This is a genomic window from Desulfarculus baarsii DSM 2075 (assembly GCF_000143965.1).
GTDB classification, from domain to species: Bacteria; Desulfobacterota; Desulfarculia; order Desulfarculales; family Desulfarculaceae; genus Desulfarculus; species Desulfarculus baarsii.
On sequence record NC_014365.1, the window covers coordinates 2,209,302 to 2,223,722 of the forward strand.

Here is a 14,421-nt window from a genome sequence, read left to right on the forward strand (position 1 = left end):
CCCCTCCCCTATTCGTGACGCATCACCGTTGTCGCCGAAAGGCTGATCGTGCCTGGCACGGCGCCGATAAAAGCGCTCAATACGGGAAACTCATAGTCGGCCGAGACATTGACCGTGACCGGATCGCCGGACGCGCCGTCCACGCCCACGGCCTGGACCACGGCCTGGCTGGGGAAACCACTGTCGCTGAGATATTGATTGACGCGCTCTTGCACCTCTTGGGCCGTCAGGCCGCCGCTGGTGGAAAACAGCGCGCCCAGGCGCGCGCCCTCGCGGCTGGCGTTGACCAGCATCTGCTTTTGATACCAGGCCGCGCCAAGTTCGATGATGCTGAAGATCACCAGCAGAAACACCGGCAGAAACAGGGCGAACTCCACGGCCACCGAGCCGCGTCCGTCGGCCGCCAGTCGGCGAAAAGGCCTCATGGCCGCACCGCCCACAGCAACACCACCCCGCACCAGATGGCCAGGCCATAGGGCATTGTCGGCGCGAAGCTGGCCGGCCAGCGCCGCCCGGCGATCAGCAGGCCCAGGGCCAGGGCCCCGCCGGCCAAGGCCGTCAGCAGCAAAAGCCACGCCGCCGAGGCCGGCCCGACAAACGTGGCCAGCGCGGCCAAGGCCTTGACGTCGCCGCCGCCCAGCGCGCCCATCAGAAAAAACACCGTCGTCAGGCCCAGGACCAGCAGCCCGCCCAGCGCCGACCAGCCCAGCCCGGCCCAGCCGCCCAGCAACCCCGACAAGGCCAGGCCCACCACCGCCGTCAACGCCGTCAGGGCGTTGGGGATGCGGCGATCGACCACGTCATGACCGGCCATCAGGCTGGCCATCAGCGTCATCGTCGCCGGCGCGGGGCCCAGGGAGGTCTGCATGGCCAACAACGGCCAGCATAAAAATGCTGGAAGGAGACCCCAATAGGCTCCTTCCAGCTCCCTGGCCACCATGGCGGCCGCCCCTTGCCTCTCCATTGTCCGCCAGGAATTCATGTCGCCCGCCGCGCGTTAGGTCGTTATTGACTCAGGTTGCCGGTGGCGGTGGTGATGTTGGTCTCGACCTGATCGCCCAGCAGGAAGGCCGCCGTGGCGATGCCGCCGCCGATGAGCGCCAGCAACAGGGCGTACTCCACCGCGCTGATGCCTTGCTCGTCCTTGAACAGCCGCTTGATATTCTGGAAAAGCTTCATTTTTTCACCCCTTGTCTTGGTTTGCTTTTTCGCGTCCGTGGCGGGCGTGCCGTTTTTTTTGGGCTCTTGCCGCCGCCAGCGCTTGCCATGACTTAGAGCAAGGGGCGTGCCAAAAACAAATATCTTGCTATTACTTTGAATATACGGAAGTTTTACTTGGCGGCGCAACAAAGAAAGTGAATTACGAAAACGGCCTTATTACGACTTCGTAATACAAAATCGTAATGCCCGCTTTTCAGCGGCGACGACGGGCGTCCAACTCGGGATGGCTGATGGCCAGCTTTTGCAGCTTGTAATTGAGCGCGCGGGGCGAGATGCCCAGCAGCTCGGCCGCCCGGGCCTGGACCCAGCCGGCGGCCCGCAGGGCGGCGACGATGGTTTCGCGTTCGAGCTTTTCCAGGTCGAAGCCGCGCGACGCGCCGGGCGAATCGCCCAGGCGGTTGCCGTGCGAGCCCAGGTTTAGATCGCGGCGCGTCAGCTTGGGCCCTTCGGAAAGCAACACGGCCCGCTCCAGGGCGTTGCGCAGTTCGCGCACGTTGCCGGGCCAGTTGTGGGCCAGCAGGGCGTCGGCCGCGCCTTGGTCCAGCTCTTTGTGCGGGCGCTTGGAATCGCCACAGATCTGGTGGATGAAGCGCTCGGCCAGGGGCAGAATGTCCTCGCGACGCTGGCGCAGGGGCGGCGCTTCCAAGGTCGTCACGCCCAGGCGATAAAACAAGTCCTCGCGGAAGCGGCCGTCGGCCACGGCCTGGACCAAGTCGACGTTGGTGGCCGAGATCACCCGCACGTCGACCTTGATCGAGCGGGAGCTGCCCAGGGGCTGGATGATCTTGTCCTCCAGGGCGCGCAGCAGCTTGGCCTGGATCACCGGCGACATGTCGCCTACTTCGTCCAGAAACAGCGTGCCGCCGTGGGCCTGCTGGATGCGCCCGACGCGGGCCTTGTCGGCCCCGGTGAAAGCGCCCTTTTCGTGGCCGAACAGTTCGCTTTCCAAAAGCGTCTCGGGCAGGGCCGCGCAGTTGACGGTGACGAGGGTGTGCTCGGCCCGGGGGCTGTTGGCGTGGATGCCGCCGGCGATGAGGCTCTTGCCGGTGCCGGTCTCGCCGGTCAAAAGCACGGTGATGTCCGAGCCGGCCAGCTTGGCCGCCTGGCGCAGCAGGTCTTTCATTACCGCGCTTTCGGCCACGATCTGGTCGAATTTGTAGATGTAGGGCTGTTCACGGCGCAGATAGTCGTAGGCGTGGGACAGGGCCGCCTTGTGCAGGGCCCGGTCGACGGTCATGCGCAGGTGGTCGGTGTTGAGGGGCTTTTCCTGAAAATCGTAAGCGCCGCGACGCATGGCCTCCACGGCCAGATCGATGCTGCCAAAGCCGCTCATGACGATCACCGGCGTGCCGGGCATGTTTTCGGTGATATAGCCCAGAATCTCCAGGCCGCCGGCCCCGGGCAGGCGCAGATCGGTCAGCACCAGTTGAAAGCCCTGCCGCCGCAACAAAGCCATGGCGCTATCGCCGTCGGCCGCCTCGATCACCTCGTGGCCGTCCAGGGCCAGGGCCTGGCGCACCATGATGCGCGATTGCCGGTCGTCCTCCACCACCAGGATGCAATTCTTAGGGCCCACTCTCGACGCCTATCTCCACGGATGATTCACTGTTCGCGGCGCTCCGGCCCTGTTTCGTCCAGGGCCAGACGCACGGCCTGGGCCAGTTCGGCCATCAACACGGGTTTTTGGGCCAGACGCACGTTTTCGCCGCGCTGGGCCAGGATGCGCGCCACTTGCTCGCCATAGCCGGTGCACAACACCACCGGCAGGCCGCCGCGCCTGGCCCTGACGCGCTCGATCAGCTCCAGGCCGGTCATCTTGGGCATGGTCTGGTCGGTGAGCAGCAGGTCGTAACGGGCCGGTTCCGCCAAAAACATGCGCAGGGCCTCCTCGGGGTCGGTGGCGCTCTCCACACGATAGCCCAACACCTCCAGCACGCCCAGGCCCAGGCGGACCAGCTCCGGTTCGTCGTCGACCAAAAGGATCGTCTCGTGGCCCATGGGCAAATGATTGGGCGTTTCCTGGTCGTCGTCGGCGGCCAGGCCGGGAATGGGCAGAAACACCCTGAACTGGCACCCCGCGCCGGGCGCGCTCTTCACGTCGATGGCCCCGTCAAGCCCCTTGACGATGCCATGAACCACGGCCAGGCCCAAACCGGTGCCGCCGGAGGCGCTTTTCGTGCTGAAGTAAGGCTCGAAAATGCGCCCGATGTGGGCCGGCTCGACGCCAGGGCCGTTGTCGGCCACGACAAGCTGCACGTAGGGCCCCGGCGGCAGGCTGGCCATGTCCAGTTCCAACGGCCGACCGAGGGTGACCTTGCGCAGCTCCACCGTCAACAGGCCGCTTTCGCCCATGGCCTGGGCGGCGTTGGCGCACAGGTTCATCATCACCTGATGAATCTGGCTGGGATCGGCCAAGACCAGTTCGTCGGCGTTCTGGATGTTCTGCTTTATCTCGATGCCGGCCGGCAACGAGGCGCGCAGGAGTTTGAGCACCTCCTTGACGACGATGGCGACGTGGATGGGCTTTTTCTCGGGCTCGCCGCCGCGGCTGAAGGTGAGGATCTGGCGCACCAGCTCACTGGCCCGCCGGCCGGCCTGCAAGACGTGCTTCAGATAGGCCTTGGGCGTCTCCTGTTCGCCCAGCTCGCGCAAGGTCAACTCGGTGAAACCGATGACGGCGTTGAGGATGTTGTTGAAGTCATGGGCCACGCCACCGGCCAGGCTGCCCAGGGCCTCCATCTTTTGCGCCTGGCGGATGCGGCTTTCCATGAGAACCTTGTCTTGCTCGGCCTGCTTGCGCGCGGTGATGTCGTTGGCCACCACCCGCCCCACCAGGCGCCCCTGGCCATCAAAAACAAAGTTGGCGTTGACCAGGGCCCACATGGTGCGGCCGGACTTGGTGTAAAACTGATACTCGTTGGTCTGGCTGGAGATGTCGCCGGCCAGCAGTTGTTTCTGCTGTCCCAGATAATCCCTGAGACTCTCGGGCGTCAGCAGCTTTTCGGGGCGAAGGGCCAGGAATTCGTCACGGTCGTAACCGGTGTATTCGAGCATGACCTCGTTGACGCTCAGAAACCGTGAGGCCGAAAAGTCGAATTCGTAGATGCCCGCCGGCGCGAATTCGACCAACTGGCGGTAGCGGGCCTCGCTTTCGTTGAGGGCGCGTTCCCAGTTTTTGCGCTCGGACAGATCGGCGATGGCCTGTAGCAGAACGTCCTGGCCATCGAGCTTCAGGGCGATGGCGCTGACCAGCACCGGCAGGCCCTCGCCCGAAAGGCGCATCAGCGTTGACTCGCACGGTTGCGACGGCCCTGGTTCGGCCGAAGGCGGCCACGGACTTTGCTCGTGCTCGGCAATGATCTCGCGGCAGTGGCGGCCCAGCAGGTCGTTTTCGTGGGCATGGCCGCTCAGCTTCAGGGCGGCCGCGTTGACCCGCAACACCTTGCCCGCGCTGTCGGTGATCATCAGGCCAACCGGCAGGCAGTCCAGGATCAGACGCAGATTTTGCTCCGAGCGGGCCAACTCGGCCTGGTTGGCCCTGCGGCGTTCGATTTCCTCCCGCAAGCTGGCGTTGGCCTGGGCCAGTTGAGCCGTGCGCTCTTCGACGCGGCGCTCCAACTCGCGTTGCGTCCGCTCCAGTTCGCGCTGGGAGCGCCACTTGTCGGACAGCGAGGCCACCAACTGGCGCAGTTCGTGGGCGTGAAAGGGCTTTTGCATATAGAGCAACTTGGACGGCGGCGGGGCCATCTGGGCGATACGGCCGGGCGGCACGTCGGAGTAGGCGGTCATGACCACGATCTCCAGGGCCTGATCGCGGGCGCGCATCTCCTTGACCGCCCAGACGCCGTCGGGCCCCGGCGGCATGCGCACATCGACAAAAGCCACCGCGAACGGCCGACCCTGGGCCACGGCCTGGGCCACGGCCTCCACCGCTGGCTCGGCCTGGTTCAGCGCCGTCAGCTCCACCAACGGGCCAGTCTCGCTTTCGCCGTCGCCAAACAGCGTCCGCTCCAGGTCGCGCATGCGCTGGGCCGCGCCCTCGGCGGAGGCGGTTTTGGGGCGCAGCACCTCGCCAAAAGCCGCCAGGATCGCCGGCTCGTCATCGACCACCAAAACGCGGACGGCTTTCTCGGCGCTATCGTTCATGAGCTTTCTCCCGCCGGCAACAACAGATGAAAAGTCGCGCCCTGGCCAGGGCCCTCGCTGTGGGCGTAAAGCCGACCGCCCAGGGACATCGCGGCGTTGGCGCTCCAATGCAGGCCCAGGCCCGAGCCCCCCGCGCCCTTGCCGCTGAAGCCGCGTTGAAAAATCAAATCCAGTTGATCGGCGGCGATGCCCGCGCCGTCGTCGCTGACGCGCAGGTGGACCAACGGGCCGCGCTCGTGCTCTTCCCTGTCCGCGTCCACCGTCACCGTACCGGTCGCGCCGCCACGCGCGATGGCCTCGGCCGCGTTGGTCAGCAGATTGCCCATGATCTGCAACAGTGGCATGCGATGGGCGCGGATGGCCCCAACCCGCTCCAGCCCGGGGCCAAGCCGCAAGGCGAACCGGCTTTGCAGACCCGGCGCGACCATGGAAAAGGCCTCGCGGGTCAGATGATCGAGCCAGACCGGCTCCAAAGGCCTCTCGGCGCGGCGCACGTCCGTGGCTTCCTTCAATATGCGCTCCAAGCGCCCCACCCCGGCCAAGACCGTCTGCAAATCGGCCTCCAGCGCCGCCACGCATTGTCGCACATCGTCTTGGGCCAAGCTCAGATATTCCAGCAACTGGCCGCGCCGCGCCGGCTCCAGGCCATCTTCGGCCAATTGACCCGCCGCCCTGGCCATGTTGCCCAAAGGCATGGCCCGCAAGCCGTCCAGGCTCTGGTTCAGGCCAAAGAGCAACGGGGCCAGGGCGTTGCCCACGTTGTGCAACACGCCGGCGGTCATGTCGGCCTGGCCGGAGACATATGACTTCTCGACCAGGCTCTGGCGCGCTTCCAGCAAACGCTGGGCCAAGCGGTCGAACTCGTTGGCCATGGCCCCCAATTCGTCGTCGCGCTTGAGGCGCAAGCGCTTGCTCAGATCGTCGGTCTGGCCCAGATCGACCATGTGGGCCGTCAGGCGGGCCAGGGGCGAGACCACCGTGCGGTTGAGCAACACCAGCAGCAGCGCCAGCATGATCACCACGGCGGCCAGCGTCGATGCCAGGGCGTAACCCACCGCCGCCGCGCCCTGCTCGATGATGCCCCGTTTGTTGACCGTGCGGGCCAGCAAGACCGGCCGCCCGTCCAAGCCAGCCAGCAGCGAAAGCACCTCTATGGAGCCGTCGGCCAGACGGCGGGTCAGTTTGCCGCCGTCGCGGCGCAGCACGGCCAAATCGCCGGCTATCAGCTTGTCTTTTTCCGTCACGCCGTCCAGGGGCCAGAAGCGCGCGCGCACCTTGGTCTGCTCGGCCAGGGCGGCCAGCATGTCTTTGTTCAAAAAACGGCCCATGACCACCATGCCCCGCACGGGGCCTTGTTTTTTGCTGGTCAGGATGGGCTGAAAAGTGAGCATGATCGGGCCGTGGCCGCTCAGCCACAGGCCGCTGAAGCCCTGTTCCAGGCGCTGGCGGAAAATGGCGCGCAAAGGGCCGCGCGGGCCTTCCGGGCCGATGTCGTCGATCCGCGCCGGTCGCATGCTCGGCAGCAGATGGGCCGCGCCATAAGCCACCGCGCCGTCGGCGGCCAAGTAGTATATCAGGTTGAGCTTGTTGTCCAGGAAAGTGGAGTCGGTGATGTTGGATGCGATGAACTGGCTGTTGCGGTCGGCGACGAAGGCGTAGGAGTCGTCCCAGAAAGACCAGTCCATGCAAAAGGCCGCCAACTGGCTTTCCTCGCGCCTCAGCACCGACTCCACGCGCTCCATGTCGTCGATGGCCTCGCGCAGTTCCAGCGCCTCGAACTCGGGCAGAATGGCCAGACGCAAAACCGCCACGTCAATGGCCGCGTAGACCGCGAACACCGCCACCAGAATCAAAATGATCTTCAGGCGCAGCGACAAGCCGTTGCCCACGTCCCTTGCGATTGCGTTAATCCGGCGTGAAAACTCTTTCAATTTTAATTACAAAATTGTAATTGGCAACGCAAATAAGTCGTGTTCACGACCATTGGCCCTGCTGGATCAGGCAGGCGCTGCTCAGTTTGGCCACCAGCCGGCCCTGGGCGTCCTTGATCTCGGCCTCGCAATAGGCCGTGGAGCGGCCGCGACGCACCACCTGGCCCTTGGCCGAGAGTTTGCCGTCCCTGGCCGGGCGAATGTAATTGGTGTGCAATTCCAGCGTGGTGAACAGTTCGCCCTCGCGCAGGGTGGTGATCAGCGCCGTGCCCATCACCGCGTCGCCCAAGGTGGCCACGACCCCGCCGTGGGCCATGCCCATGGAGTTGTGATGTCGGCCGCCGACCTCCAGCTCCAACTCGGCCCAGCCGTCGCCGCAGCGGCTCATGGTGATGCCCATCAGCGCGAAAATCGGCGGCGGCTTGAGCTGGCCATCCTCCACCGCCCGCAACATGTCCATGCCGTTCATGCCCATCACTTACCTCCCCAACGACAATGCCCCGCCCCCATGACGCCGGGAGCGGGGCTCGATACGATATTTGTTGCACGCTGATTCGAACCCGCCCCCGCGACGCCGGGCGGGGCCGTCCTAGAACGGCTTGCCCAACACCGCCGTCTCGCCAAGCTCTTCCTCGATGCGCAGCAAGCGGTTGTACTTGCAGATGCGCTCGGAGCGGCACAGCGAGCCGGTCTTGATCTGGCCGCAACTGACGGCCACGGCCAGATCGGCGATGAAGCTGTCCTCGGTCTCGCCCGAACGATGGCTGACCACCTGGGTGAAGCCGTTGCGCTTGGCCAGGTCGATTGCCGCCAAGGTCTCGGTGACGGTGCCGATCTGGTTGAGCTTGATCAGGATGGAGTTGGCGCTGCCTTGCTCGATGCCGATGGCCAGGCGCTCGGGGTTGGTCACGAACAGGTCGTCGCCCACCAACTGGATGCGCTTGCCCAGGGCGGCGGTGACCTTGCGCCAGCCCTCCCAGTCGTCCTCGGCCAAGCCGTCCTCGATGCTGACGATGGGGTATTTGTCCACCCACGAGGCGTAAAGCTCGATCAGATCCTCGACCGAACGCTGCTTGCCGTCGGATTTGTGGAAGACATATTTGCCGTCGCGGTAGAACTCGCTGGCCGCCGAATCCAGGGCGATGGCCACGTCGTCTCCGGGGGTGTAGCCGGCCTTTTCGATGGCCTCGATGATCACCTGGAGGGCTTCCTCGTTGGTGGCCAGGTTGGGCGCGAAACCGCCCTCATCGCCGACGCTGGTGACCATGCCCCGGCCCGAGAGGACTTTCTTGAGGTTGTGGAAGACCTCCGCGCCCATGCGCAGGGCCTCGCCAAAGGTCTCGCCGCCGGTGGGCACGATCATGAATTCCTGGATGTCGAGGTTGTTGGGCGCATGGGCCCCGCCGTTGATGATGTTCATCATCGGCATGGGCAGCACGTGGGCGTAGGCCCCGCCCAGATAGCGATACAACGGCACCAACAGGGCCTGGGCCGCGGCCCGGGCGGTGGCCATGGACACGCCCAGGATGGCGTTGGCCCCCAATTTGGCCTTGTTGGGCGTGCCGTCGAGGTCGAGCATGGTCTTGTCGATGAGCACCTGGTCCAGGCCGTCCATGCCCAAAAGCTCGGGCGCGATGACTTCATGGACGTTGAGCACGGCCTTGCGCACGCCCTTGCCCAGATAGCGGCTCTTGTCGCCGTCGCGCAGCTCCAGGGCCTCGTGCTCGCCGGTGGAGGCGCCCGAAGGCACGGCGGCCGTGCCCAGCGAGCCGTCTTCCAACATCACTTCGCACTCGATGGTGGGGTTGCCGCGAGAGTCGAGAATCTCGCGAGCGACGATTTTTTCAATGGCTAGCATATGTTATCCCTCGCATTATGAGGTTTACGGCATTTGGCTCTAACTTACGATTTTGCGTCGGCCAAGTCAAGGACGGCCGGCGGCAACCCCGCAAATCGCATGATAAAAAACCGCCCACGCCCCATGTTCGGGCACGGGCGGCTTTTGGGCGCGCGGCGCGTGGGCCTTTCAGGCCAGCATGGCCCGCAGGCGCTCCAGGCTTTGACGGGCGAAATCCAGGCCGGGGTCCAACTCCAGGGCGTGCTCGTACATGCGGCAAGCCTCCTCCAGCCGGCCCAGCTCGCGCATGTTCGCGCCGATGTTGGCGTAGTTGATGGCCGCGCCGGGCTCGATCTCGATGGCCCGCTCAAAGGCCGCGATGGCCTCCATGTGGCGTTTTTGCCGGAACAGGCAAAAGCCCATCAGGTTGAAGACTTCGTGATGGGGCTCGGGGAACGAGGCGGCCTTGGCCAGGGCCTCCAAGGCCAGGTCGTAGCGCTCCAGATCCTTGAAGGCCACGCCGCGCTGGGTGTGCATGCTGGCCTCGTCGCGGGGCGGCGGGTTGAGGCCCAGGGCCGTGTCCAGGGCGTTCAGGGCCTCCTCGGCCAAGCCCAGCTCCAACAAGGCCACCGCCCGGAAAAAATGCGTGGCGTGACTGTGGCCGGCGATGGCGGCCATTTGCTCCAGCACGTCCAGGGCCTGGGCCGCGTCGGGCAGTTGGGCGGCCAGCTTGGCGGCGTGAAAATAGACGTCAACATCAAAGGTGCGCTGGGCGAAATGGGCCCCCGGCACGATGGTGTAGACCGCTGGCACCTGCAATGTCGGATGCGTCACGTCCAGCGAATAGACCGTGTAGCCCCGCTGGTCCAGGGCCGCCACGCAGGCGGCGACCTCCGCGCCCAGGTCGTCGCGGCGCAGGTCGGGCAACTGGCCCAGGCTCACCGTCCCGCCCGCCCGGGTGACGTAGGCGGCCTCTTCCAGGTTGGCGAACTTGGGCAGGGCGCTGACCTTGTAGCTGGAGCCTGTGTGGAAATCGCCGGCCAGTTGAGCCACCTCGGTCAGGGCGCGGATGAGGGCCTTTTCCGGGTCTGGGGCCGTGCCGGCGGCGTAGACGATCTCGCTGTCCTTGGGAAAGGTGGCCGGGTCGTAGCACAGCGCGGCCACGGTGGGCGCGCCCATGTCGCAGGTGAAGTCCTTCAGAAAGACCTCCACGCCGGCGTTTTTGAACTTGGCCAGCAACTCCAGCGAGATGGGATCGACAATGCTGGCCGGGTCGATGGCCGGCGTGGCCAGACGATGCTGGCTGACCAAGGCGCAGACGTGGCGCTCGATCACCTCGCAGAGGCTTTGCAGCACCGCCTCCTCGAGGCAATTGCCCGCGGCCGGGCCGTTGTATTCGTTGATGGCGTAAAACCAGCTCAGGGGCACAAGCTCGTCGCGGCCGGCGGCCAGATTGTGGGCCCAGGCCCATTGTTGGGGCAAAAGCTCGTAGACCGCCCGAGCCCTGGCCAAATCATGGGCCGGATGACCCACGGCCTTGGCCGCCTGGGCGAAATCCATCACCGGGCCGTCTTCGATCTGGCTGGCCGTGGCCCAGGGCAGATCGGCGCTGGCCATGAAATGAAAAAAACTGAAGCGCTCGGCCAACTCCATCAGGGCGCTGGCCTCGGCCTGCTCGGGCGAGGCGCCCTTGCCCATCTGCTTTTTCGTGCCCGTGAGCATGGTCGCCGCATCGCCGCAGAGGCTGATGAACACCGGCACGCCCAGGCGGCCGGTGTCGATGCGCTTGGTTTGGCGCAGCACGTCTTGGCCCAGGGCCGCCAGGCGCTCTCGCGCCCAGGCCACGGTCTGGGCCGGCGGCCTGGTCTTGTCCTGCTCGCCCACGTAAGCCTTGGGCGCGCGCCCCAGGCGCAGGCCGGATTTGTTTGGCGTCTGGATCATGACCACGGTCCGCCTCTTAACATTGTGGCTTATAGCCGAAATAATGTGCAGGCATGATCAAAAAGCGCGGCGCCAAGCGAAGACCGCCGGGCGCCGCGCGTCAATTCAGGCAGCTATTACACGCAGCCGGTCGGCTTGGCCAGGCCGGCCATCTTGCAGGCGCCTTTGCCCGGTCCGCTGGGGAACAGCTCGTAGATCTGCTTCAGCTTGTAGCCGGTGACCTTGGTCATGATGCGGACCATCGGAGCGATGCCGTTTTTCTTGTAGTACTCCTGGAGGTAGCGGATGACCTTCCAGTGCTCGTCGGTCAGCTCGGAGATGCCTTCTTCTTCCTTCACGTAGTAGGCGAAGTCCTCGTCCCAGGACTCGGGATCCTGCAGGAAACCGTCCTCATCCACTTCGTAGGTTTTGCCTTTGAAAGTAACGGTAGGCATTGCGGGGTTCCTCCTTGCAATCAGCCAATAGTTTAAGATTCGGTCGACAGACCGATTTCGTGCCAAAATTGTTTAGAACTTCTATCAATAACCCCTTTATCTGTCAAGCAAAAAACTGGACTCTCCGGTGCTTGCCAGCGGGGCTCGCTTCGTCCAAGGCCTTGTTTAATGGCCCGAAAAGACGATTGTTTTCAGTGAGCGTTTTCACAATCTCGCCACGCCGCCGCCTCGCGCCAAGGGGCGGCGGCCACTTTTTTTAGATGAAGCCGCGGATGCGCTCCAGGTTGGCCTGCAGTCGGATCATCTTGCTCTCCAACTCGGCCACCTTGGCCTTTTCCTTGTCGACCACCTCGAGCGGGGCCTTGGCCAAGAAGCCGTCGTTCAAGAGCTTTTTGCGGCTGGGGCCCACTTCCTTTTCCAGCTTGGCCAGCTCTTTGCGCAGCCGGGCCTCCTCGGCGGCAAAGTCTACCAGACCCTCCAGGGGCACGTAAAGGGTCACGCCGGGCAAGGCGATGCTGGCGGCCTTTTGCGGCGCGCCGCCCTCGCCCAGCCAGCCCAACTCGCTGATCTTGGCCAAGCCGACGATGGAGCCACGCTGGGCCTCCAGCATGGCCCGCGTGGCCGGCTCCGGCGCGGCCAGCACCAGCGGCACGGCCTTGGCCGGGCTGATGCCCATCTCGCCGCGGATGTTGCGCACGCCCGAGATCACATCCATCACCAGGCGCATGTCGGCCTCGGCGGCCTCGTCCAGCTCGTCGGGACGAGCCTTGGGCCAGACGGCCTTCATCACGCTGCCCTCCGCGCCGGGCAGGCGTTGCCACAGCTCCTCGGTGACAAAGGGCATGAACGGATGCAACAGGCGGATCAACCGCGAAAAGACCTGGCGCAGCGTCGCCCTGGTGGCGGCCTGGCGGGCCGGGTCGGCGTCGTTGTAGAGCGGGCCCTTGATCAGCTCCAGATACCAGTCGCAGAACTCGTGCCAGGCGAATTGATAGACCGCCCCGGCCGCGTCGTTGAAGCGATATTCATCGATGGCCAGGGCAGCCTCGTCGGCCACCCGACCCACCCGCGAGAGGATCCAGCGATCCTCCAACAACGGCTCCAGGCCCTCGGGGCGTTGGTGATCGCCCTCCAGGTGCATCAGCGTGAAGCGGGCGGCGTTCCAGATTTTGTTGACAAAGTTGCGATAGCCGGCGATGCGCTCCTCGCTGAGCTTGACGTCGCGGCCCTGGGCGGCGAAGGCGGCCAGGGTGAAGCGCACCGCGTCGGTGCCAAACTGGTCCATGACCACCAGCGGGTCGATGACGTTGCCCTTGCTCTTGGACATCTTCTGGCCGTGCTCGTCGCGCACCAGGGCGTGGATGTAGACATCCTTGAAGGGCGCCTCACCCATGAATTTCAGGCCCATCATCATCATGCGGGCCACCCAGAAAAACAATATGTCAAAGGCCGTGACCAGGCACGAGGTGGGATAAAACTTCTTCAGCTCGGCGGTCTGGTCGGGCCAGCCCATGGTCGAAAACGGCCAGAGGGCGCTGCTGAACCAGGTGTCCAACACGTCGGACTCGCGGCGCAATTGGTCCGCGCCGCAGGCCGGGCAGACGGTGGGATCCTGACGCGAGACGATCACCTGGCCGCATTGGCAATACCAGGCCGGGATGCGGTGTCCCCACCAGATCTGGCGGCTGATGCACCAGTCGCGGATGCCGGTCATCCAGTCGTAGTAGGTCTTGGTCCATACTTCAGGCACGATGCGCGTGCGGCCGTCCTGCACGGCCTTCAGGGCCTCCTCGGCAAGGGGGCCCACCTTGACGAACCACTGTTTGCTGAGGATGGGCTCGACCATGGTGTGGCAACGATAGCAATGGCCGACGTTGTGCATGTGCTCGTCGCGCCGCTCCAACAGCCCCAGCGCCTCCAGGTCGGCCAGCACCTTTTCGCGGGCGGCGAAACGGTCCAGGCCCTGATAGGGCCCGCCCAGCTCGTTGATGCGCGCGTCGTCGTCCATGACCTTGATCGAGGGCAGGCCGTGCTTGCGACCGATCATGAAGTCGTTGGGATCGTGGGCCGGGGTGACCTTGAGCGCGCCGGTGCCAAAGTCCGTGGCCACGTAACTATCGCGTATCACCGGAATTTCACGGTTGACCAGCGGCAGGACGACCACGTCGTCGGCCAGGTCTTGATAGCGCGGATCGGCGGGGTTGACGGCCACGGCCGTGTCGCCCAGCATGGTCTCGGGCCTGGTGGTGGCCACCACCAGGTAGCCCTTGCCGTTGCGGAAGGGATAGCGGATGTGATAAAGCCCGCCCTTGGTCTCCTCGTGCTCGGACTCCAGGTCGCTGAGGGCGGTGTGGCAACGCGGGCACCAGTTGATGATGTAGTCGCCGCGATATATCAGGCCCTCTTCGTATAGCCGCACGAAGACCTCGCGCACGGCCCGGCTGAGGCCCTCGTCCATGGTGAAGCGCTCGCGCGACCAATCGCAAGAAGCGCCCAGGCGCTTGAGCTGATTGATGATCTGCCCGCCGCTTTCGGCCCGCCAGCGCCACACGCGCTCGATGAACTTTTCGCGGCCCAGGTCGTGGCGGTTCAGGCCCTCCTGGGCCAACTGGCGCTCGACCACGTTCTGGGTAGCGATGCCGGCGTGGTCGGTGCCGGGCATCCACAACACCTCCCAGCCGTTCATGCGCTTGAAGCGGCAGAGGATGTCTTGCAGGGTGTTGTTGAGGGCGTGGCCGATATGCAACTGGCCGGTGACGTTGGGCGGGGGGATGACGATGGAGTAGGCCGGGGCCGCGCTCTGCGGATCGGCCCTGAACAGGCCGTTTTCTTGCCAATATTCATACCACCGGGCCTCGACCTCGCGCGGCTCGTAGGATTTCGCCAGCTTGCCAGCGTCCATGACTTTTTG

Annotated in this window: 11 protein-coding genes; all 11 read right to left on the reverse strand. The window is 64.9% G+C overall.

All coding sequences use genetic code 11. The features are described from left to right. Positions 1-8: 8 nt before the first annotated feature. The 11 genes from DEBA_RS09950 to DEBA_RS09995 all read right to left on the reverse strand — a co-directional run bounded on the left by DEBA_RS09950 (position 9) and on the right by DEBA_RS09995 (position 14,412). Positions 9-425, reverse strand: a complete 417-nt coding sequence (locus tag DEBA_RS09950; RefSeq protein WP_013258797.1) for a TadE/TadG family type IV pilus assembly protein — start codon at positions 423-425, stop codon at positions 9-11. Next, the gene (locus DEBA_RS09955; RefSeq protein ID WP_013258798.1) at positions 422-982 is read right to left on the reverse strand and encodes a prepilin peptidase; all 561 of its coding nucleotides are present in this window, start codon (positions 980-982) and stop codon (positions 422-424) included. Before DEBA_RS09955 ends, DEBA_RS09950 begins: the two co-directional genes overlap by 4 nt. Before the next feature lie 23 nt (positions 983-1,005). Next, positions 1,006-1,179, reverse strand: a complete 174-nt coding sequence (locus DEBA_RS18135) for a Flp family type IVb pilin (RefSeq protein WP_013258799.1) — start codon at positions 1,177-1,179, stop codon at positions 1,006-1,008. 235 nt (positions 1,180-1,414) lie between these two features. Next, on the reverse strand, positions 1,415-2,797 hold the full coding sequence (locus tag DEBA_RS09960; protein ID WP_013258800.1) for a sigma-54-dependent transcriptional regulator: 1,383 nt from the start codon (positions 2,795-2,797) through the stop codon (positions 1,415-1,417). 26 nt (positions 2,798-2,823) lie between these two features. After that, positions 2,824-5,367, reverse strand: a complete 2,544-nt coding sequence (locus DEBA_RS17085) for a hybrid sensor histidine kinase/response regulator (protein ID WP_013258801.1) — start codon at positions 5,365-5,367, stop codon at positions 2,824-2,826. Continuing rightward, the gene (locus tag DEBA_RS09970; protein ID WP_043814232.1) at positions 5,364-7,256 is read right to left on the reverse strand and encodes a CHASE4 domain-containing protein; all 1,893 of its coding nucleotides are present in this window, start codon (positions 7,254-7,256) and stop codon (positions 5,364-5,366) included. Before DEBA_RS09970 ends, DEBA_RS17085 begins: the two co-directional genes overlap by 4 nt. 85 nt (positions 7,257-7,341) lie before the next feature. Further along, positions 7,342-7,773 carry a PaaI family thioesterase gene (locus DEBA_RS09975; protein ID WP_013258803.1) on the reverse strand — a complete coding sequence of 144 codons (432 nt, stop codon included), beginning with the start codon at positions 7,771-7,773 and terminating at the stop codon, positions 7,342-7,344. A gap of 114 nt (positions 7,774-7,887) precedes the next feature. Further along, the gene (gene eno, locus DEBA_RS09980) at positions 7,888-9,156 is read right to left on the reverse strand and encodes a phosphopyruvate hydratase (RefSeq protein ID WP_013258804.1); all 1,269 of its coding nucleotides are present in this window, start codon (positions 9,154-9,156) and stop codon (positions 7,888-7,890) included. A 168-nt stretch (positions 9,157-9,324) separates the two neighbouring features. After that, positions 9,325-11,076, reverse strand: coding sequence for a YcaO-like family protein (locus tag DEBA_RS09985; RefSeq protein ID WP_013258805.1), 1,752 nt, complete (start codon positions 11,074-11,076; stop codon positions 9,325-9,327). 116 nt (positions 11,077-11,192) lie between these two features. Then, a complete protein-coding gene (locus DEBA_RS09990) occupies positions 11,193-11,510 on the reverse strand; it encodes a TusE/DsrC/DsvC family sulfur relay protein (protein ID WP_013258806.1) in 318 nt (105 codons plus the stop codon). 256 nt (positions 11,511-11,766) lie between these two features. Then, the gene (locus DEBA_RS09995; RefSeq protein WP_013258807.1) at positions 11,767-14,412 is read right to left on the reverse strand and encodes a valine--tRNA ligase; all 2,646 of its coding nucleotides are present in this window, start codon (positions 14,410-14,412) and stop codon (positions 11,767-11,769) included. Positions 14,413-14,421: the final 9 nt, after the last annotated feature.